This is a genomic window from methanotrophic endosymbiont of Bathymodiolus puteoserpentis (Logatchev) (assembly GCF_900128525.1).
Classification (GTDB): domain Bacteria; phylum Pseudomonadota; class Gammaproteobacteria; order Methylococcales; family Methylomonadaceae; genus Methyloprofundus.
Genome location: NZ_FQTQ01000092.1, coordinates 36314 through 59491 on the forward strand (window position 1 = coordinate 36314; position 23178 = coordinate 59491).

A 23178-nucleotide genomic window follows, 5' to 3' on the forward strand; every position below is an offset into this window, starting at 1 on the left:
ATGATTAAGGTAAATACATGAATAAAATCAGACATACAATCCTATTAAGCGGCTTATTAAGCTTACCAATCTCAGGCTTTTCTGCTGAAGTCATCATACCCCCCGGATCGAATGCGCCTGCGAGCACAAATAATGTCTTTGGTGTATGGGGCTCTGTCACATTAAAAGGTGATTTCAAAGCGGTATCCCCTTCCCTAGACAAATTTCATTGGCAAATTATGAATCAAACGCGTACCCGAGATGATTCAGACCAAGGTACACGATTTACAGAAAATTTATTATTCACTCAAATCGGTTATCAACTAAATAAACATGCTTCGATTTGGCTGGGTTATGTACATGACTGGATTGCACCTTTAAATAAAACAACGCTTAATGAAAACCGTATCTATCAGGATTTTGTCTGGAAACAGAGTTTCGGGGAATTTAATTTCACTAGTCGCACCCGTATGGATGAGCGCATGCATTTACGTACGGGGGGACCTAACGCTTACCGACCACGACAATTGTTAAAAATCAGTCATGCCTTACCCTTTGCCGATGGCTTGAGTGCTTACATTGGGGATGAGGTGTTGTTTTACCTAAATAAAAACCATTTTGGTAAACAAGGTTTTTCTGAAAATCGTATTTTTACAGGTTTAAGCTATCAAGCAAATCAGAAGGTAGGATTGAAATTAGGCTATATGGGGCAGTATGTAGACACTATTTCAGGCAGTAATTTATTTACGCACAATATACAAGCAGATATTAGCTATAAATTTTAATAAAACAATAATCCCCCTAAATGAGCTTGTTGAAAATAATGGACTATTTTCTGATTTATTTAGGGAATTATGATGCCACAATTTACTTATTACAAAAATAAAAACTCAAAAAAAGCCTACCCATATTTTTTTTATTAATGTGCAAAGCAATCTTTTGGTTGACTTGAATTCCAGGCTGGTAATTCCTTTATCCGCACAAGCAACATTGAACAACTGTTATGCTACCTAACGAATGAGATCATTTCAGCGGGAGTAAAAAGACAAGTTAGAAATCGGGAGTTTGCTTCATGTACCTTCCTTATCATCAAATATCTAGCTAACACCCTGAAAATTACGCATCATTAAATTCCTTCTTAAGCAAAACATATAATTTACTGGAAATAATTTCATGTTTATGTAAATCTTTGAGGGTATCTGCCTGAGTAATACTTAGCAAAGCTTTTGCGGATTGTGCATTCATCTCATCCACTAGGTCTTTGTTTGATTTGATTTCATCGGCCATTTGCTGCACGGTTTTACTTTGCAGATATTGATAAATATTTTCGACATTCTGAAAAGCTTTGGGGTCATCGAAGATTTCGATTAAGGGCGATTTTTTTATTAAAGCCAGATCATCAATTACTTTGCTAACCAGTTTGTATTGTGTCCGATAATAAAGATAAAGCTCTTGTGTTTCACTTAAATTACTAGATGACGAGAAAAAACGCTTGATAATAAGATTTATTTTACCTACCCATGAATCTAAATATGTATTGAGTGATTCTAATTGAGGGCGATCCTGTTCAATCCGCTCTGTTTGTGTTTCTAAAATCAACAAATTCTTTTTGTATATATTCTCATTGATTTCGGCACGCCTAAAAATTTCTTTCAGTTCTCTTTTCTGTAGTGCCAAGGTATAAATACGCAACATATTTTCAACCACATGGCTAGAGTCTTTATTTTTTTCATTACATTGCCGACAAATATTTTGGTATAAAGCTTGATGCTCTTCTGTCAAAGACTTGTACTGTGCTTCATTAATATATTGATGCTCAAAAAGCTCTTTAGTGCGAGCATTTAAACTTTGATAAATGAGCGCCTTACTTTTAAAGTAGCTCATTCTTTCATGAGGTAACAAAGTATCAATATTTAGCCAGTGTATTACCTTGCCAATCGTTGTCGCTTTAATAATCAAAGTAAAATAAATGCTACCGATAGTGATAGCAGTAATAAACTCTTTGATTGTAAATTCGTAATTCCAGTTAGGGAGGCTCAAATCATCAGGGATAAGCATAACCATAATAACGGCAATAGCACCCCGTAAACTGCCCCAAGAGAGTAGATGTTGCCAGTTTACAGGAATATCTTCTTCCGATTGATTGAGATTCGCCATGCCTATTGAACAATAAACAGAAACTGCACGAGCAACGACAACAACTATAATTGTGATCAAAATTGGCAGGATCGCAACATGTAGAGCAATGGAAAGGCTGGTAAACAACAAGCCCATTAGAATAAAAACGAGAGAGTTAGCGAGAAAAGCAAAATAAGACCAGAATTTTTCCATGTACTCTTCAACGCCAGCAGACATTTTATAACGCCCAAAATTCCCCATAACAATGGAAGAAACGAGTGTGGCAATAATAGAAGAAATCTGAATATGATAGCTATTTATGACTAATTCCTCAGAAATAAGCTCCGCTAAAAGAAAGGTAAAATGGGCGACCAGTAAAGTCAAGGTAATTTCAAGATGCTCATGGCCTTTCACCCATTCAATAAGCTTAGAAAATAAAAACCCCATCAATAAGCCAAAGAGCCCACCTCCCACAATCATGGTAAAGAATGCAAAAATCCCTTGTAAAACAGTCGTTGTACCGTGAAAACCATGTAGCATAACTTCTAGGAAGACCAGAAAGATAGCAAAGGCAGTTCCGTCGTTAAATAGACTTTCGCCTTCAAATATCAAAGTTAAACGACGCGGAGCACCATACTCTTTAAATAAGGACAAAACGGCCACGGGATCCGTTGCAGAAATAATGGCACCAAAGAGCAAGGTAACTAGCAGCGGAATATCAAAACCCAGTAGCCCAAATGCCCAACGACCAACATAGCCAATAAAAAAAGTTGAAATCAGCAAGCCAACAATAGCTAACATACTGATAGCAAATTTATTTTCTTGGATATTACGAATTTTCATATTGTAGGCCGACTCGAAAATTAGAATCGGTAGAAAAACGAAAAACAACAGTTCCGGTGTTAGTTGAAAACTGGTAACAAAAGAAAATGCCTCTATATTAGCAAGCGGCACCAGCAAAGAGCCGCCAATAACAAGCAGGACAGTATAAGGAATACGCGTTTTCAGCGAAAGTATGTTGATTCCCAGAGAAAATAATATCAGGGTAAAAATGGATAAATATACATCGAGTGTCATATTTTTTCTTATATGGGTTATTTTATTACTTATCTGACCACTCATTAAGGATAGGTTCTCAATGAGCAGAGCCTGACCGATCTTTTGGGTATTATACACTTTCACCTCTTAGCATAGGAGCAGCGTCACACAAGCCCGACCTAATAATATAAGGCTGTAAAAATTTGGGCTTTGTCATATTTATCATAAACCTTTTTAGCGCTATGTGAAATACAGTTAATAATGCAATATAAATTTTCAGCAATAGCTAGGTAGCATTGAAAACCAACCTTATCTATCCTAATTCCGTTCGTGCACTCATTATTTAACCAAACAATATAATGTGCCTTACATCACATAATTAATAACTTTAAAATACCTAGTGTTTTAGTAGGTTTATAATCTATACGCTTCTCTTACAGTAAACTCTATGTTTGGTAAAAGAAGACAAATCTAACCCCTTATCCCTATAAATAAAGTAACAAGGAGTCTCATTTATGGCGCATGATTTTGAACAACTGACACAGTATGCTAGGTCGTTCACGCACCTAACCTCAGAAGACGAGGCATTATTAAAGGAGGTGGGGGCAACCATCACCCCCCATTTAAAATCAATTACTGAAAGCTTTTATATACAGCTAGGCCTTATTCCGGAAACCCAACCTTTCCTAGAGGGCCGAGTGGATTCACTAAAAGCAATGCATACACAGTGGTTAGAAAGTTTATTTACCACAGAATTTAATGCCAGTTATACAGAGCATATGTATAAAGTGGGCAGTGTTCATGTACAAGTACAGCTACCTGTTGAATTTATGTCAGGCGGTATGACCTTAATTAATGACCAATTGATCCCTTTAATCATTAATCTATTTGGTGAAGATACAGATAAGTGCGCAAAAATTTTATCCGCCATTAATTCTGCAACAGGCTTTTCTCTCTTAACAATGCAACAGTCTTACCAAGAAGCGAGCATCGCGGAAGAATTAGAAAAATTTTTGAAAATATCAGGCATGAGTCGAGTGTTATTCTCCAATCTTGCTAAAGCTTATAACAACTAATAAAAGGAAAAATTATGCGTTCAGATATGCTAACTTCAATTCTAAATGACTTAAATGGAACCTCTGCTGATATTGAAGCAACAGGCATTATTTCTACTGATGGTTTAATGATGGCATCTGCTTTACCTGCCAATTTAGACGAAGATCGAGTAGGTGCAATGAGTGCCGCTATGCTATCTTTAGGTGATAGGACAGCACAAGAACTAGCACGCGGAACATTGGAGCAAGTGTTGATTAAAGGCGATAGAGGCTATGTTTTGATGACTCACGCTGGCGATGAAGCGGTACTGACTGTTTTGGCCAAACCTAATGCTAAATTAGGCTTAATTTTTCTTGATGTAAAACGTGCTGCCTCTAGTATTTCAGAGGTTTTATAAAAAATTCACCACAACTATGCAATTTTATATGGCAAATGAACTAGCCTGCATCACGCTAGTTCATTTGCCATCATAATAGAGGCTATTCAACTGCGCACACAAGTCATTACCTCCAAGCTAACTCAACGCCCCTCTCTGCCACCTATTGTAAACTGATAGCTTGCAATACAAATTCCCTGCAAATCTGTAATTTTTCTTATTTTTCACAACCTTTGTCATAGAAATCGCGTAGAATACGCTCCCTCTAAAGTCTTTAATATATAACTAATAGGACAATGCATTCGCTCTCTTGAGCAGGCAACTATTGGTCAGCTTCTATCTGGAATAAAACATGCTCGCAACCGCAAACATCACTATGCAATTTGGTGCTAAACCACTTTTCGAAGACGTTTCTGTTAAATTTAATAACGGCAACCGATATGGACTCATTGGCGCTAATGGCTGCGGAAAATCAACTTTTATGAAAATCTTAGGGGGAGACTTAGAGCCGTCTGCAGGTAATGTCTCTAAAGATCCACATGAACGCCTCGGTAAATTAAAACAAGATCAATTTGCCTACGAAGAGTTTACAGTATTAGACACGGTCATTATGGGGCACGAAGCATTATGGTCAGTAAAATCAGAACGTGATGCCATTTACGCTAATCCTGAAATGACTGAGGCTGATGGCATGCGTGCTGCTGATCTGGAATCTGAATTTGCAGAAATGGATGGTTATACAGCCGAAGCTCGTGCCGGTGAATTATTAGAAGGTGTAGGTATTCCAACTGAACAACATTACGGCCTTATGAGTGAAGTTGCTCCTGGATGGAAATTACGTGTATTGCTAGCACAAGCACTCTTTTCTGAGCCTGATATTTTACTACTTGATGAACCAACCAATAACCTCGACATCAATGCTATTCGCTGGTTAGAAGAGATATTAAATGCACGTAAATGCACAATGGTCATCATCTCTCATGACCGTCATTTTCTAAATAGCGTATGCACCCACATGGCTGACCTAGACTACGGTGAAATTCGCCTTTACCCTGGTAACTATGACGACTATATGACAGCGGCAACCTTAGTAACCGAACAACTTCAGTCTGAAAACGCTAAAAAGAAAGCACAAATTTCTGAGCTTAAAGCCTTCGTCAGTCGTTTCTCAGCTAATGCATCAAAATCTAAACAAGCAACATCACGCGCAAAACAGTTAGATAAAATAAGCCTAGCGGAAATAAAACCTTCTAGTCGTCAAAATCCATTTATTCGCTTTGATCAATCTAAAAAATTGCATCGCCTAGCACTAGAATTAGAAGGTTTATGCAAAAGCTATGATGACAATGAGTTATTTAACAATTTCAATTTAATGGTTGAAGTAGGCGAACGCATTGCCATTATCGGCCCAAATGGTATTGGTAAAACCACCTTATTAAAATGCTTAGTAGGTGATATTCAACCGACCCAAGGCACTGTAAAATGGTCAGAAAATGCTGAAATAGGCTATTGCGCACAGGACCATGCAGCCGACTTTAAAGATGACAAACTATTATTTGATTGGATGGAGCAATGGCGCCAACCTAGCGATGACGATCAAGTGATTCGTGGCACTCTGGGGCGTTTATTATTCACACAAGACGATATAGGCAAAAAAGTCAGTGTTCTTTCCGGTGGAGAAAAAGGCCGTATGATTTTTGGTAAATTAATGTTGCAACGCACCAATATCATGCTATTAGACGAACCTACCAACCATCTTGATATGGAATCAATTGAGTCATTAAACCTAGCCTTAGAAAACTACCCTGGCACTTTAATTTTTGTTAGTCATGACCGTGAGTTCGTATCCTCATTAGCCACGCGCATTATTGAATTAACACCAAATGGTATTGTTGATTTCCACGGTACTTATGATGACTATTTAAGTAGTCAAGGTGTTCAAAAATAAGTAAATAAAAGTTTTAGCCACAAGAAAGAGAAAAAATTTCAACAGAGAAAATTTTTATGTTTTTTGTGGCTGTTCTTTAACAAGCTGAGCTAGAAGAATCATAGTTCTGGAACTGCTATTCATAACTTATAACGGCTCCTTAACTCTATCAAATTGTCCATTGATCATTAATAATGGCAATAAGCCACCAGCCCTTGTCTTGTCGTTTTTCAAACACCAGAATCAGGTTACGCCAATCCATCCCCTGAAATTTAGGTTCAAACCCCTTAAAGTGATATTCGACAAAAATTGAGTTAGGAAACACTTCTTGAATATTACTATAGCTATTACCTTGCCCTAACCTCTTATTAATGGCGATCAGTGGTGCAGAAGTATAGTCGGCAGCATATACAAACGTTTTAAAGTAATCCACAATACTCATTTTGATTGGTTGTCCACTACCATCATAGTTACCCCAGATTATCACAGGATTGGAGCGCCATATTTTGGCAAGCTCCCCTTCTTTCACTATAACGCGATTGACCGAAACATGCCCATAAGGTGAAAAGCTCAGTCCTTTTGTAGGGTGCACATATTTAGCCAATTTATCAAGCTTTCGGTCTCTAATCAAAAGGATAAGCTTATTGGCAAATCCTACTATTTCCGCCCTAGTTGACCTCAGATTAGTTACTTCTAAAGAAACGGGTGAACAGGAAATCAAAGTGACCGAGATTAAAAGGTGCAGAATGAAAGCTTGATGTTTTCTGGTCAAATGACTGGCTACTGCGCTAACAACTAAAAGCATTACGCTCTTTTTAAGTAGCGCATATGTACCCATCCTTGTAGGTCCATTTCTTCACCAACCGAATCAAAAACATCTACAAAGCGCCAGCTTTCCTGAGCCTCTAAAATAACTACCTTTGTGCCTTTAGGTAAACCATTGGGTATAAGTTTCTCATAACGAGCGCTAGGTCCAGATCTGATATTTAACGTTTCAGTTGTAATAAAACTCATATCATCTTCATTTTCGCTACGACCTAAAATATGGGCCCGAAAATTCTCCATAGGGAAAGCGGGGCCAGGATCTGTCTTTCTTTTAGGTGCAATATCATCATGACCAACAATATCGAGAAGGTTGTATTTTTGCACAAGTGTAGCCGACACCATTAAGGCTGTTTCCAGTTGTTCCTTTGTATACGCATGCCACCCTGATTCTGATATTTCATGTTTATGCTGAGCAACGATCACATCTTCATCAGGAATTTCTTCGCCAAACCAAGTCACCCACTTATTACCTTGACGTTTCAGCTTCCCCGCATTATCCAATTCAATCCCAAGCGAATAACTATTAAGTCCAGCTCTTCCATTCCATTGACTTAATCCGGCATGCCATGCTTTTTTATTAAATGAAACAAGCTGAACAATACTTCCATCTCTACCAATAATCAAATGAGCTGAAGCTTTTGCAGTTGGATCCGTCAACCATTTTTCACTGGATTGCATACTTCTCCCAGCAGTAAAGTGAATAACAAGGTATTCAGGTATGACTATTTTTCCTGCACAATTCGGGCTTGGCGCATAACGTATTTGATTGTTTTGATTATCAAATAAAAAATGTTTCTTGATTTTCATAGTACACATTCCTTTTGATTTATTTAGGTGCAACTTAAATGTTCCCCCCCTCCAAAACACATCAAATTACTTTTTAGATATAAGCTTCTTACACCAAAAGCACTAGTATTATAAGTGATACGAATATTTTAAGAATTTAGCAAAGGCAGATAATGAATACGGGATAGCAGTCTAGGCTTAAAACCAGGTTTAACTATATCTCTGAGTGCACGAGAGACCTTTAGCCTAACTTTACCAGCTGCCTAAAGGCCTGCGCTCCATTATGTCATTCTTATTTCATAAGCATTTCTTAACAATAGTGGGCTGAAGCCCGCCCTACTACTTGCAATTTTCTTAACTTATAAATTATGGTACCCCGTTTCCTCATGCAAGATAATATCAAGACCTTGCACCTCTTCATCTTCAGAAACACGTAAGCCCATAACTTTATCCAGCACCTTTAAAATAACATAACTAAACAAAGCACTCCAAACAGCAACAACCACAACCGCTAAAGTTTGTACGCCAACTTGATAAAGCATCGTTGCTTCACCTAAACCGACTCCCCCCATACTTTTTGCCGCAAACACACCCGTTAAAATTGAGCCTACAACACCACCAACACCATGTACAGGAAATACATCTAAAGAATCATCTATTTTAAAACGGCGCTTAATAATTTGTACTGCATAAAAACATACAATACCTGATGTTACGCCAATAACAAGAGCCCCTGCAGGACCAACAAACCCTGATGCAGGCGTAATCGTACCCAAACCGGCAACCATGCCAGTGACAATACCTAATACGCTTGGCTTACCAAAACGTAACCATTCAATAACCATCCAGGTTAACGCCCCTGCAGATGCACTAATATGAGTTGCCAGCATAGCCATGCCTGCCGAGCCGTCAGCAGCCAAGGCGCTACCTGCATTAAAACCAAACCAACCCACCCAAAGCATTCCAGCACCCGTGACAACCATAGGCATATTATGTGGCGGCATTGCGGTAGTAGGAAAACCTTTTCTACTACCTAAGACTAGCGCAGTCACTAAAGCAGAAATACCTGCTGTAACATGGATCACAATCCCACCAGCAAAATCTTTAACACCTAACTCAGCTAACCAACCATCCCCCCAAACCCAATGACAAACCGGTACATACACCAATAATGCCCAAAAACCACTAAAGGTCAACATAGACGAGAATTTCATTCGCTCAGCAAAACCACCCACAATTAAAGCAGGGGTAATAATAGCAAAAGTCATCTGAAACATAAAAAAGACAGACTCGGGAATATCTCCAGTTAAACTGCCTGCCCCGATATTAGGCATAAAAACTTTTTCTAAGCCGCCAATAAAGGACTGCGCTACGCCACCGTCAGTAAAAATAAGACTATACATGCCTGCTAACCACATAATAGAAATCAAGCAAGTAATAGCAAAGCATTGCATCAATACGGATAATACGTTTTTACTACGCACTAACCCTGCATAAAATAGCGACAACCCCGGCAAAGTCATAAACAAAACTAAGGCTGTAGATGTCAAAATCCATGCCGTATTGGCTTGATTAAGCTCTGTAGCCATTGCAATACTAGGCAATAAAGCCAAACCAACAAATAAAACAATTTTTTTATTTTGTAAAAAATTTATCATAAGAACTCAATTAAATTGCCTCTTCGCCGGTTTCTCCTGTACGAATACGAATCACTTGCTCAAGCGCTGTCACAAAAATCTTACCATCACCGATTTTGCCAGTATTTGCTGCTTTAACAATTGCCTCAATCGCTTGATCTACTAAAGTAGCTGGCACAGCAATTTCTAATTTTACTTTTGGCAAAAAATCTACGACATATTCAGCGCCGCGATACAATTCAGTATGTCCTTTTTGCCTACCAAAGCCTTTAACTTCAGTTGCGGTAACTCCAGCAATACCGATATCAGATAAAGCTTCACGTACATCATCTTGTTTAAACGGCTTAATAATCGCAGTAATTAATTTCATAACACTCATCCAAAATTTAATAGGAAATAGAAAGCTCTATTCTACACAAAAAAAAGGGCGCAATGATTAACTCAATTGCGCCCTTTGTTATTTTTTAAATTATTATAGTTTAAAACATCAAGCCCTAAACTTAAAAAAACTAACCTCTATTACTTTCCAGTACCTGTAAATTCAGGGTACGCCTCCATACCACACTCTGAATAATCCACACCTTGATACTCTTCTTCTTCTGTGACTCGTATACCCATCACTATTTTAATAACATACCATGTAGCAAAACTTGCAACAAATACGAAACCAAAAATTGAACCAATTCCAGCAAGCTGCGCCACTAAAGTAGCTTCAGGGTTAGAGATACAAACTGCTAATAATCCCCAGATACCAACAACGCCATGCACCGAAATAGCTCCTACTGGATCATCAATTTTCATTTTATCCAAACCAATGACTGAAAAGACTACGATAACGCCTGCTATTGCACCAATCACAGAGGCCAATAAGGGTGTTGGTGTTAATGGTTCAGCCGTAATCGCAACTAACCCTGCTAACGCACCATTTAAGGTCATTGATAGATCTGCTTTACCGAATAGAAGATGTGCCGTTAATAAAGCTGAAATAACACCTGCAGCAGCAGCAGCATTAGTATTCACAAATACCATGGCCACCGCATTAGCTTCGCCTATATCTGATATTTTCAACTCAGAGCCACCATTAAAACCAAACCAGCCCATCCATAAAATAAACATACCTAAAGTTGCTAGCGGCATATTACAGCCTGGAATGGGATGAATTTCACCATTAGAACCGTATTTACCTTTACGAGCGCCTAATAATAAAACGGCTGCTAATGCAGCTGTTGCACCACATAGGTGCACAACACCTGAACCAGCAAAATCCAAGAAGCCCATTTGATCAAGAAAACCTCCACCCCATTTCCAGAAACCTTGAATAGGGTAAATAAATCCTGTCATAACCACTGAGAAAACTAAAAACGCCCACAATTTCATACGCTCAGCAACCGCACCTGAAACAATTGACATTGCAGTTGCAACGAAAACAACCTGAAAGAAAAAATCCGCCATTACTGAGTAATACGTTTCACCGTTACTCGCCAATACATCGGTAGCCGTATGGTCTTCACCTAATAAAAAACTGATACCAGGCCAAATACTATTGACTGCTTCTGCTGGGTACATAATGTTATAACCACATAACTGGTACATAACACAAGCAATAGCAAATAATGCGACATTCTTAGTTAAAATTTCTGCGGTATTTTTTGAGCGCACCAGGCCCGCTTCTAACATGGCGAAACCAGCTGCCATCCACATAACCAGCGCACCACTAATTAGAAAGTAAAACGTATCTAACGCATAACTTAATTCTGTTAATTTATCCACCTTAATACCTCTTTGTAATGTTGTTATTATATAGCTTCATTTCCAGTTTCGCCGGTACGAATACGGATAACTTGCTCTAAATTAGTGACAAAAATCTTACCATCACCAATTTTTCCTGTATTCGCAGCTTTAGTGATTGCTTCCAATGCTTGATCGACTAACTCATCAGTGACAGCTGCTTCAATTTTTGCTTTAGGTAAAAAATCTACAACATACTCTGCGCCACGATAAAGCTCTGTATGACCTTTTTGACGACCAAAGCCCTTTACCTCAGTTACCGTAACGCCTGAAATACCAGTATCAGATAAAGCTTCACGCACATCATCCAATTTAAATGGCTTTACTATTGCAGTAATTAGTTTCATTTAAGTCTCCATTAATTTACAAGTTCACACAGCATAAAGCACAGGCCATGCCAAAAACAATAAGATATTGTTTTATAGTAATTTTTACCTTTATTTTTATGGGTTAAAAGAAAACGCCCCTTATAATCGCACAAAAATGGTGCGTATGGTGCATTATGCACTTTTATATATTAAATCGTAACGGAATCAGTATTCCCCCTGTAGCCTGATAGCATCGACCCTATAGAGACAAGGAAAGACTAAGGACTTATCGATAAATTTTTTCTCTCCTTATTTATCAAGAAAAAACGCTTCAGGTTAACTCAAGGTAATACAAGACACGCTAAAATCGCCCCACATTGGTGCAATACGTTTAAAAATAACAATAATTAAAATAAAAAATAAGCATAACCCATTAAATAAAAAGAAAAATTTATTAATTGGCACATATCCCGCATATAAACTAAAAAAGTACACTTTACCAACGACCTTACAATCTAATAATATATAGGGCTATCATGCATAAAAAAATGTTATTTAAACGATCTCTACTCAGTGCTGCAATCCTTGCTGCCAGTTTTCAAGCCTCTGCCGATGCCGGCATGGTTGAATCTTTAACCGATTTTAATATTAATGAAACCTCTTTTTTAAAAGATGCAGGCATTGAAGTAGGACTGTGGGCTTCAGGTGGTGTGACAGGTAATTCTAATGGCAATACCAATGCTCCCGTTTCATTCAACGACCGCGTTAATGAATTCACTCTTAATCAACTAAACTTCTACATTGAACGAGCTGTCAACACTGAAGGCGATAGCTGGGATATTGGTGGACGTATGGACTTTATGTACGGTACAGATGCGCGGTTTACTCAAGCATCAGGCTGGGATGATAAATGGAATGCTGGCTCTAGCGGCTACTATGATATAGCCATGCCGCAGTTATATGTTGAAATTTTTGCGCCTATCGGCAATGGTATTACTGCAAAATTAGGACATTTTTACACAACTATCGGTAATGAAGTCGTCACCTCTCCCGACAACTTTTTCTATTCACATGCCTATACCATGCTATACGGTGAACCGTTCACCCATACAGGTGCTTTATTTAGCTATGATATTGATGATAACTTCTCTATTAATGGGGGAGCTGTTATGGGCTGGGATAATATGACCGAGAATGCAGGCGCATGGAGCTTTTTAGGAGGTGGTAGTTGGACTAGTGATGACGCAGCCTCTTCAGTCACCATACAGCTCATTAGCGGAGATCAAAGCGATACAACATCAGGCAACACCACCATGTATAGCATTGTTGCAACCCATGATTTCACTGAAAACTTACATTATTTACTCCAGCATGATTATGCGAACCAGGAAATTGCACCTGGCAATAATGTTAACTGGTATGGCATTAACCAATATGTCACCTATGATATTAATGATAAAGTAGCCATTGGCGTACGTGGAGAATGGTTTAACGATGGCGATGGTGTACGAGTTAACAGTCAAGGAGCTGACTATCTTGCAGCATCCATTGGCATAAACTATTCACCCGTTAGCTGGTTTAAATTTCGCCCAGAAATCCGTTATGACTGGGCCTCGAAACATGTCTTTAACAATAATAGAGATCAAGATCAAATCGCTATTGCTATGGATATGATTGTTACATTCTAAATTTAGCTCTTTAAAAGTCCCCCCCAAGAAGCCCACATTTCAGCGTGCTGAAATGTGGGCTTTTTTATGTTTAACTCGGCCTTAAAAAATAGTAATTAAACCTGATAATCTGCGTAATAAGACCGAAAGGTATAAATACATTTCAACAGCTTACAACTAAAGTTACCACTTTTTATTTTTAAAAGATGTAGGGTGAGCTGAGGGGCAAAGCGCATCATTTACGCGTGCGCTTTGCTCCTCAACACATATTCTACAACACTAGCCTGCATTGATTTACAGGGACGACCGATAGCGGAATGCAGCCTTTCAGTTAGGTTCTGCCATATTTGTCTTCAAAGCGCACGATATCATCTTCGCCCAAATAACTACCAGACTGCACTTCCACCATTTCTAACGGAATGACACCGGGATTTTCTAAACAGTGAATAACACCCAAAGGAATATAAGTAGATTCATTTTCTGATAACAGCATAGTTTCATCACCTTTTGTCACTAAAGCCGTACCTTTCACGACAACCCAGTGCTCAGCGCGATGATGGTGCTTTTGTACTGACAATTTAGCACCTGGCTTAACAACAATACGCTTGGTTTTATGGCGCTCACCATGATCGACCGAATCGTAATGCCCCCACGGACGATAAACTTTACGGTGTAAATCTGCTTCACAACGCTGTTGTTGCTTTAAGGTATTAACAATTGCCTTAACCTCTTGTACTCTATCTTTAGGTGCAACCATTACAGCATCATCTGTTTCTACAATAACAAGATCTTTAACCCCAATAACTGCAACGAGTTTATTTTCCGAATGGATAAAGGAATTTTCTGTGTCTAAGGCTAAAACATCCCCAGATAAGGCATTGCCACGCGAATCCTTAGCTCTTACATCCCAAAGTGCCGACCATGAGCCAACATCATTCCAATGAGCATCCAAAGGAATAACCACGGCTTTGTCAGTTTTTTCCATGACGGCATAATCAATAGAATCCGCTGGACATTGTGCAAATAATTCTTTATCTAAACGCACAAAATCAGCATCAACCTTAGCAGCCGCAAAAGATGATCGGCAAGCTGACAGCATCTCTGGGGCAAATTTTTCTAATTCCTGCAAGTAACACCCTGCTTTAAATGCAAACATACCGCTATTCCAATAATACTCTCCACTATCAACATAAGCTTGAGCAATTTCTGTATTCGGTTTTTCGACGAATTCAGCCACTTTAAAAGCCTCTGCTATATTTTCGTGAGATCGCTTGATATATCCATATCCGGTTTCTGCCGCCGTTGGCACAATACCAAAAGTAACAAGAAACCCCTGTTGCGCTAATTCCCCTGCTTTAATAACTGCTGCTTGAAAAGCCGCTACATTGCCTATAACATGATCCGCAGGGAGCACCAATAAAATATCTTCAGGATCTTTTGCAGCTAATGCTGCCATAGTAACTGCGGGTGCAGTGTTCTTACCTATAGGCTCTAATATGATGCATTCGGGATGAATATCAATCCTGCATAACTGCTCAGCCATCATAAAACGATGATCTTCATTACAAATAGCAATAGGAGCCTGCAGGCCTTCTATACCTTTTAATCTAAGCACGGTTTCTTGCACCATCGTTTTATCTGAAACCAGTGGCAAAAACTGCTTAGGGTAAATTCCTCGTGATAAAGGCCATAATCGAGTGCCAGAACCACCCGAGAGTATTACAGGTATCATGCTATTCCTTTTTTAGGTTATAGTTTATAAAAATCTATTAGTAAGGACAGTTTATTAATGCCCTTCAATGCCATACTTACTAAACAGAGTATACAGTGTCGGTCGTGTGATTCCCAAAAGCTTAGCTGCATTTGAAATATTGTTATCAGCATGCGCTAAAGCCCTTTTAATCGCAACTGTTTCTGCATGCTCACGCACTTGCTTTAAATTCAAAGGCAAAGATGATAGCCCTAGGTCTGTTGGCGTTTGCATTGCCAAATCTTCTAAACTAATATAAACATCATCCGTCATAACCACAGCACGCTTGATTTTATTCTCTAATTGACGAATATTTCCAGGCCAAGAATATGCTTCTATCGCATGCTTTGCTTCGGCAGTAAAACCCTTAATATCTCGTTTCTCTTGCTCGCTATAGCGATTTAAGAAAGCTTTTGCAATCACAATAGCATCACCATCACGCTCTCTTAATGCCGGAATATTAACCACCATTTCACTTACTCGATAGTACAAATCTTCTCTAAAACTGCCGGCATCGATTAAATCTTGTATGTTTTTATGAGTTGCACAAATGATACGCACATCAACCGGTATTTCACCACGCCCTCCCAAACGCTCAATCACACGCTCCTGAATAAAACGCAATAATTTAGCTTGTAAAGAAAAAGGTAAATCACCTATCTCATCGAGAAAAAATGTTCCACCTTGCGCATATTCAATCTTGCCGATAGTTTGCTTTGCTGCGCCTGTAAAAGCGCCTTTTTCATAACCAAATAATTCACTTTCTAATAAAGTTTCAGGGATAGCTGCACAATTCACAGCAACAAATGGCTTTCCTGCTCTAGGGCTTAATTCATGGATAGCATGCGCAAGCACTTCTTTTCCTGTGCCGCTTTCACCCAATAATAAGGTAGTAATTGAACTAGGAGCAATTTTCTCAATCATACGAGAAAGTTTTTGCATTTTTTCACTCACAGCAATAATGCCCGATAAGGGTTCACTCGTTTGCTGTTGTAATTTAATATTTTCCTGCTCTAAACTGTTTAATTGAAAGGCTCGCGAGACAATTAAATTCAAAACATCAATATCAGCGGGTTTTTGATAAAAATCATAAGCGCCCATCGCTACTGCTTTAATAGCATTTTCACGATCATCATTACCCGTCACGACAATTACTTTTGTTTTTGGGGCTAGTTCTAAAATTTCTTTTAATGTTGCCAATCCTTCACTAGCATTAGCTGGGTCTGGAGGCAACCCTAAATCTAAAGTCACAACACTTGGTGTATAACGCCTTAAAGCATCAATCGCAGACTCTCTATCACCAGCAATGACGACTTGATAAGCAGGAAAACTCCACTTAAATTGCTTCTGCAAACCAAGGTCATCTTCTACTACTAATAATACTTTTTTATCGTCCATTACATTTCCTCCTGATCTTGTTGAATAACACGCGGTAATTTAATACTGAATACCGTACCTACGCCTACTTCACTGAGGACTGAAATATCTCCGCCCTGACTAAGAATATATTCACGCGCCTCATACACGCCGATACCCATGCCAGCATTACCTTTCGTGGTATCAAATGGCCTGAACAAACGCTCGGCAATAAATTTTTGTTCCATACCACACCCCGTATCAATAACATCAATTAAAACATTATCTTGGTCACAGTCTAAGCGAATTCTAACTTCTCCGTCATCAGGCGTTGCATCTTGAGAATTTTGTACTAAATGGCCTAATATTGCGACTAATTGCTCTTTATCTGCCAAAACCTGACATTCCGGCATGACATAATCAATTTTCACTACAGGTTTATTGCCAGCCTGTTGCAACACTATATCGGAAAGCACATCAACGACTTTAATAGCTGTTTTTGATGTGCTTTTAACCTCCCCTTTCTTTAATTGCGTTAACAAACGCTCAATTTTATTAACAACATTTTCCAAAGTATCAATAGCATCATCAATAAACTCAGGATTACGCTTATGCTGCTCTGCATTACGTACAATCATTGACACTTGGGCAACCAAGTTTTTTAAATCATGTACTAAAAAAGCAGAAAAACGACTATAAGCTTCAAACTGTCTAGCGCGAGACAAATCATCAGTCACATTACCTAATGTTAAAGCATTAGCCAATTGCATGCCTACCGTTTTTAATAAATCATGATCTTCATAATTTAACTGACGCATCACTAATGGCTGAGTTAAGGCCACGAATGCAACCAGCTTATTTTGCTGTAATAAAGGAACAATTAGCCACATATTGTCGCATTTCAGCCACGCTGACAAATTTACATCATCATACATTTCTGGAGTATTATTAAATTCACAAAAATCAATCACCCACTGCTTAACACTCAAAAACTGAATAAACTGATCATCGGATTCCAAAGCAATAGCAGCAGTAGCTTCACAACCTAAAGACTGCTCCTCAGCCAAATAAAATACACCTTGATCATTAGACAACCATAACCCGCCGCCGCCACTACCAACTAAATCTGCTAATGTTTTAATAACAAACGGTGATAAATCTTCTAATTTATGTAATGCAGCAATTTCACGACTTAAGTTAATCCACTCCTGTCTATAATCATACTGATGTTGGAAGAAATGCTTATTAAAATAAACCTTAAAATACGCCCGGATAGTTCCCGACGCAAAGACAATAATCAAAAAAAGAGCGGCTAAAAATATAAAAAATGTCTGAAATACAGCCCCCCAAGTCCCGCCAAAATTTTTAATATAATAGCCTGCTAAAGACATTAAAACCATATACAAGCCAGCACCAAACAGTACTGTAGTATGCACCACTGTGGTACGCGATATAGTGACTCTATCATCAGTGTCTTGTAGTCGGCTAAATGAAATAGCCAGTAATGGAGCACATAAAGCATTAATTAACCCTCGCGCATCCCAAAGCAAGAAGTCAAGCTGCCCAAATAACAAAGATTTACTATAAATAATAAAATCAAAAATAAAGATGGCCGATAGACCTAAGCACAAATATTTAATCGCCCAACGCTGATCTACTGCAACGCTTCGATACAGCTGCTCAACTAACATTAGACCGATAATGGCAAAACTAATATGAGCAAATAAACGAATATCCTGCCCAAAAATTAGCTTCAAACCGTCTAATATATCGGGTGATAATTCAGCGGTAAAAACTGTAGCTAGCCAAATAATTAATACAATAGAAAGCTTTGATTTTTTGAAAAAAGCATATTTATCATTAAATAATTGTTTAGCAAGCAAAACGCCTAAGAATAAAAACCACGCCGCATTACGTAAAGTCTCAAAGGCAAAGGTATCAGCAATATATAAAGTATCATTCTGTAAGACAAAAAGTACATCTCCCATCCAAAGCACAGTGGCGCTTATCGCTAATACAAATTGCGGCACAAAGGGATTTTTCTTTATCCGCAAACAAGCCAACAGTAATACTATAATAAAAACTATTATCCCTGTTAGATAACTATAAAAAGCAAAATTTTGCATATCACTCCTAACGTAACCGTTTACCCCCTTATTAAAGTCCCCTTCTCGCTCTGGCTTAGAAGGGGAGCGTTAAAAAGATAAGGGGACAAATGCTTATTGCCTAACTTAATGAAAAAATTTAATAAATCAGCTCTACTAATTTCACCAATTTTTGTTTTTTCTCTCACTTTCGCTTCGAGTATACAAAAATCCACAATTTCAGTTGACTATAAATGATGTTCTACCATAATACATTCAAGCAACGTTATATTTTATAATTACTTTAAAAAATTGAAGAATATGCATACTAAACAAATTATTATCAATGTTCTATTCTCCCTATTATTTTATCTAACTACAAGCCTCAGTTATGCAAATGAAGATTTATTAGTCACAGTACAGCCTTCATTTCAAACTATTACCATCTCTGGATTTACCAGAGCAAGACGTAGTATGCCTATTGCCAGTGAAATATCAGGTAAAGTTACACATATTTATGCTGATATTGGCCAGCCTATCCCTGAAAATGGTATTTTTGCATGCTTAGATGATACCTTTATTAAGCTTGATATCGCCTCGACAGAAAACAGTATTGCCCAACATGGCATCGACTTAAAATTCCTAAGTAAACAAGTTGGGAGACATAAAAAATTAGTTAAATCTAATAGTGCTGCGATTAGCTTACTTGATGACCTAACTCGCCAAAAAGGCAACGCCTACCGCGCCATACAAAACGAAAAAATACGCAAACAAAAACAGCAAGAAACAAAAAACAGGCACTGCATCAAAGCCCCTAAAAACTGGAAAATTACCCAAAGAAATATAGAGCCAGGTCAATGGATTACTGCAGGAAATACCATTGCCCAAGCCAGCGACTATAGCCAACTATTAATCCCTATTACCTTAACAACAGAAGAACTCGCAGCGCTACAAGCCCAAGTTAAACTATCCGTTTACTTACCCGAATACCAACAGAAAATACCGGTTAGCATTGAACATATTTCCCCAGAATTTGATCCACAATCACACAAAATTCTCGTCAATTTAGTTATTAAAGATACCTCTAAATATCAACGTGGCGGTATCAGGGCAGAACTCACTTTAAATGTTTCTGATAAACTCAATAATTTCCTCATTCCTAAAGACGCACTCGATGCACGCTTTGAAGAAGTCTGGTTAACCCGTAAAAATGGCGAAAGAATACGCGTCATGCTCCAAGGCTATGCAGATAGTAATACTGCAAAAATCTCTTCAGCTGAAATTAAAATCGGCGACCAATTTAAACGACAAAACCCTTAAGTTATGGATTCAATAGTACGTTTTTCACTAAAACAAAAGGTCTTTTATAACTTATTGTTTGTTTTGATGTTTGTTGCTGGTTTTTTTGCTATCAATGAACTGCCTATTGAACGCTATCCTAATGTGAATTTTGGCGAAGTCGTGATTACCACGGTTTACCCTGGAGCATCGCCAAGTGATGTAGAAGCATTAGTTACGCAAAAGATTGAAGACAGTCTCGAGAGTATAGAAAATATAGAATGGTTAAAAGCTACCTCCTATCCTGAGCGCTCATATGTCCATCTTAAATTTATTGATGATACAGATTATAAATCTCTTTTTAACGAAGTACGCCTAAACATCCTCAATATTATAAATGAGCTTCCTGCAGAAACAGATCCACCACTGATTGATAATTATACTGTTAATGACTTTTACCCTGTCGTCACTGTCAATATTAGTGGCTCACAAGATAATCGTGCTTTAACCCTTATTGCCAAAGAAATAAAAACACACCTAGAAAAATTACCAGGCATCAATAAAATTACTATAGATGGTGAGTATATTAGGGAATTTCATATAAACCTTGATCCAAAAAAATTACGCCGGTATGGCGTTACTTATAATGAAGTTGCCCAAGCTCTCAAAGAAATCAACATCTCGATTCCTGCTGGTAGTGTCAACACCCCTTATGGTAACTACCTGATCAAAGTTGATGAAACATTCAATAATCGCGAACAAATCATCAGATCAATTATCCGTAAAGATGGCGACTCAAATTTTCTCAGACTAAAGGACCTAATAACAAACGCGCAACTAGACTATCGTGACCCTATTGTTATTTCATCGGTAAATGGGAAAAATGTTATCGCACTTAAAATAGTTAAAAGCGATACAGGTGATGCTTTATCAATAAAAAAAGATATTCTTGCTACACTCGAGCAATTAAAGCCCCTAATAAAGCAAGAGCAATTAAGTATTGCGTTTACACAAGACTCGACAATAAAAATTAATGATGGAATCACTACCCTAGGGCTTAATATGCTGGTAGGAATGACGCTGGTTTCAATCATTATCTGGTATTTCATGGGTATTAGGAATGCAGGGCTTATCACTATTGGTATCCCTTTTTCTTTTATGATTACCATGTTACTTATGTACTTAACAGGCAATAGTCTCAATGAAATGACACTGTTTGCATTTGTACTGGTAACCGGCATTATTGTCGATGATGCTATTGTCGTCACTGAAAATATTTATCGTCACATTCAAGAAGGCAGAGACCTTGATCAAGCCGTTATTTTCGGCACCTCTGAAGTTGCTTTACCTGTCATTGCTTCAACGCTGACGACAATATCAGCCTTTTTACCTATGCTGATGATGTCAGGATCCACGGGGGAATTTTTTGCGCAAATCCCAATTGCAGTATGTTATGCGCTAGTTGCCTCGCTAATTGAATGCCTGCTTATTCTCCCTATCCATTACTATGATTACGGCCCACGTCATACGAAAGAACTATCAACTCGACTAGAAAAAGATGACTTTATATTATCTTTTATTCGTAGAATTACAGAACAAACGCTCAATATTACCCTAAAATACCCTCGAACTAGCTTGACTCTTGTTGTCGTCCTTCTGGCTATCTCCTTTGGCATTATGGCTATTTCTATATCAGGTAAGCTTCCTTTGGTAAAAATCCAATTTTTCCCCAGTGATTACTCTGTTTACCATGTTAATATCAAAGCAAAACCGGAAACTCCGATAGAGCAAATTGATAAAAAATTAAGGGAAATTTCTCAATATATACTTAACGATGGCCCTGGAAAAGTAGAATCAGCAGCAGGGTTTGCTGGGTACTATATTAGTGATAATTACCTACCCATATATAGTAATAATTATGGTGCTGTGATGGTCACACTTCCTGAAAAAGATAAACGTAGCTTTACTGATCCCATGCAACATCTGGAAGACATGCGCTCTAGATTAAAGGAGAAATTTGCACACAATGGCTACCAAATACATGTACAAGAACAAAAAGAAGGGCCAGTGACAGGTAAAGATATTAGCGTACGTATTTTAGGCAGCAATGAAGTATCAATAAATGGGCTTAGCCAAGCATTAAGTACATTTTTAAAAACAACACCTTCAATAACTCCCTACTTAGTTGGCCTAAAAAATGACCAAGGACAATTAAAGAAAATTATTAGTATAAAAATTAATCATGAAAAAACGAGCGAATACCAATTAAACAACCGCTTAGTTACCCAACTAGCAGGTAGTGTTTTAGATGGCCAATATATAGGAAAATACCGCCTTAATAATGGTGAAATAGACTTAAAACTTGCCATTGACCCTAAAAGTATCACCCCACTACAAAAAGTTTTAGAAATTCCTTTTATTGAAAATGCGACGGGGCCAATTTTGTTAGGCGATATTGCAAAACTTGATAGCTATTCAGCCGAAGGAGAGCTCAATCGTTATAACTTACAACGCTCTGTGAACTTTACCGCCAACATAAAAGCCGATTCACCCACTAATACAGCGACCGTTTTACATGAGATAAATAATTTTTACCAACAAATACGCACTCAATATCCAGGGGCAAACCTTATTTTTGCTGGAGATTTTGCTGCCACACAAAAGTCCTACACCTCCTTAGCTTATGCTTTTGTTATGGCCATCTTAATTATCTATTTAATTTTAGCGGCGCAATTTCAATCTTATTTGCAGCCCATCATCATTTTATCTGCCATCACCTTTGCCTTAATTGGTGTTATTTTAGGGAAGTTCGTTACGCAGTCCTTATTTACAGTGAATAGTTTTATGGCCATTATTGGCGTTGCGGGCGTGGTTGTAAACGACTCGTTAATGTTAGTCGATTTTATGAATAAAAGTTATCGTGCCGGATTATCACGGCGCAAAGCTATTGCTGAAGGTATACGCGTAAGGCTTAGACCTATTGTGCTCACCACACTGACAACAACATTAGGCCTCCTACCAATGGCCATAGGATTTCCAAATTACTCTATCGTTTGGGGCTCTATGGCATCCACTTTTGTCACAGGATTAATAACGGCCACTCTACTTACTTTATTTATCGTACCGGTTTTATGGGATATGATACAAGCAAGGCAAGAAAGAAAAATATTGATCGAATAAATGACCATTATAGAAATGCCAGATT

Annotated in this window: 17 protein-coding genes; 7 read left to right on the plus strand and 10 right to left on the minus strand. The window is 38.1% G+C overall.

Annotation, left to right across the window (positions count from 1 at the left end; genetic code table 11):
- Positions 1-17: 17 nt before the first annotated feature.
- Positions 18-764, plus strand: coding sequence for a DUF2490 domain-containing protein (locus BQ7314_RS07730; protein ID WP_174483123.1), 747 nt, complete (start codon positions 18-20; stop codon positions 762-764).
- A gap of 331 nt (positions 765-1095) precedes the next feature.
- On the opposite strand, the gene BQ7314_RS07735 is transcribed toward BQ7314_RS07730, so the two are convergent.
- The gene (locus tag BQ7314_RS07735; RefSeq protein ID WP_174483124.1) at positions 1096-3174 is read right to left on the minus strand and encodes a cation:proton antiporter; all 2079 of its coding nucleotides are present in this window, start codon (positions 3172-3174) and stop codon (positions 1096-1098) included.
- A gap of 476 nt (positions 3175-3650) precedes the next feature.
- Between BQ7314_RS07735 and BQ7314_RS07740 the strand changes: the two genes are divergently transcribed.
- From BQ7314_RS07740 to BQ7314_RS07750, 3 genes are all read left to right on the plus strand, one after another.
- Positions 3651-4211 carry a protoglobin domain-containing protein gene (locus tag BQ7314_RS07740; protein ID WP_174483125.1) on the plus strand — a complete coding sequence of 187 codons (561 nt, stop codon included), beginning with the start codon at positions 3651-3653 and terminating at the stop codon, positions 4209-4211.
- A 14-nt stretch (positions 4212-4225) separates the two neighbouring features.
- The gene (locus BQ7314_RS07745) at positions 4226-4588 is read left to right on the plus strand and encodes a roadblock/LC7 domain-containing protein (RefSeq protein ID WP_174483126.1); all 363 of its coding nucleotides are present in this window, start codon (positions 4226-4228) and stop codon (positions 4586-4588) included.
- Positions 4589-4919: 331 nt separating this feature from the next.
- Positions 4920-6515, plus strand: a complete 1596-nt coding sequence (locus BQ7314_RS07750; RefSeq protein WP_174483127.1) for an ABC-F family ATPase — start codon at positions 4920-4922, stop codon at positions 6513-6515.
- Positions 6516-6663: 148 nt separating this feature from the next.
- Here BQ7314_RS07750 and BQ7314_RS07755 read toward each other — a convergent pair whose 3' ends face one another.
- The 6 genes from BQ7314_RS07755 to BQ7314_RS07780 all read right to left on the minus strand — a co-directional run bounded on the left by BQ7314_RS07755 (position 6664) and on the right by BQ7314_RS07780 (position 11877).
- Positions 6664-7299 carry a hypothetical protein gene (locus BQ7314_RS07755; RefSeq protein WP_174483128.1) on the minus strand — a complete coding sequence of 212 codons (636 nt, stop codon included), beginning with the start codon at positions 7297-7299 and terminating at the stop codon, positions 6664-6666.
- Positions 7299-8126, minus strand: a complete 828-nt coding sequence (locus tag BQ7314_RS07760; protein WP_174483129.1) for an N-acetylmuramoyl-L-alanine amidase — start codon at positions 8124-8126, stop codon at positions 7299-7301. Before BQ7314_RS07760 ends, BQ7314_RS07755 begins: the two co-directional genes overlap by 1 nt.
- A gap of 338 nt (positions 8127-8464) precedes the next feature.
- The gene (locus tag BQ7314_RS07765) at positions 8465-9763 is read right to left on the minus strand and encodes an ammonium transporter (RefSeq protein ID WP_174483130.1); all 1299 of its coding nucleotides are present in this window, start codon (positions 9761-9763) and stop codon (positions 8465-8467) included.
- Positions 9764-9773: 10 nt separating this feature from the next.
- On the minus strand, positions 9774-10112 hold the full coding sequence (locus BQ7314_RS07770) for a P-II family nitrogen regulator (RefSeq protein ID WP_174483131.1): 339 nt from the start codon (positions 10110-10112) through the stop codon (positions 9774-9776).
- A 149-nt stretch (positions 10113-10261) separates the two neighbouring features.
- Positions 10262-11512, minus strand: coding sequence for an ammonium transporter (locus tag BQ7314_RS07775; RefSeq protein ID WP_174483132.1), 1251 nt, complete (start codon positions 11510-11512; stop codon positions 10262-10264).
- 26 nt (positions 11513-11538) lie between these two features.
- Positions 11539-11877: a P-II family nitrogen regulator gene (locus BQ7314_RS07780; RefSeq protein ID WP_174483133.1), complete on the minus strand. Its 339-nt coding sequence runs from the start codon at positions 11875-11877 to the stop codon at positions 11539-11541.
- 497 nt (positions 11878-12374) lie between these two features.
- Between BQ7314_RS07780 and BQ7314_RS07785 the strand changes: the two genes are divergently transcribed.
- Entirely contained in the window at positions 12375-13526 is a 1152-nt protein-coding gene (locus tag BQ7314_RS07785) for a porin (RefSeq protein WP_245394944.1), read from the plus strand.
- Positions 13527-13836: 310 nt separating this feature from the next.
- Here the strand turns inward: BQ7314_RS07785 and BQ7314_RS07790 are convergent, their stop codons facing one another.
- From BQ7314_RS07790 to prsK, 3 genes are read right to left on the minus strand one after another with little or no spacing between them, the layout of a single operon-like run.
- Positions 13837-15237, minus strand: coding sequence for a mannose-1-phosphate guanylyltransferase/mannose-6-phosphate isomerase (locus tag BQ7314_RS07790; RefSeq protein ID WP_174483134.1), 1401 nt, complete (start codon positions 15235-15237; stop codon positions 13837-13839).
- 54 nt (positions 15238-15291) lie between these two features.
- Positions 15292-16653 (minus strand): PEP-CTERM-box response regulator transcription factor, encoded by a 1362-nt coding sequence (gene prsR, locus BQ7314_RS07795; RefSeq protein WP_174483135.1) that lies wholly within the window; start codon positions 16651-16653, stop codon positions 15292-15294.
- Entirely contained in the window at positions 16653-18737 is a 2085-nt protein-coding gene (prsK, locus tag BQ7314_RS07800) for an XrtA/PEP-CTERM system histidine kinase PrsK (protein WP_174483136.1), read from the minus strand. Before prsK ends, prsR begins: the two co-directional genes overlap by 1 nt.
- Positions 18738-19016: 279 nt before the next feature.
- On the opposite strand from prsK, the gene BQ7314_RS07805 reads away from it, so the two are divergent.
- Both BQ7314_RS07805 and BQ7314_RS07810 read left to right on the plus strand, forming a co-directional pair.
- Positions 19017-20015, plus strand: coding sequence for an efflux RND transporter periplasmic adaptor subunit (locus BQ7314_RS07805; RefSeq protein WP_174483137.1), 999 nt, complete (start codon positions 19017-19019; stop codon positions 20013-20015).
- Between the two features lie 3 nt (positions 20016-20018).
- Complete coding sequence (locus BQ7314_RS07810) at positions 20019-23153, plus strand: efflux RND transporter permease subunit (RefSeq protein ID WP_174483138.1); 3135 nt, start codon at positions 20019-20021, stop codon at positions 23151-23153.
- Positions 23154-23178: the final 25 nt, after the last annotated feature.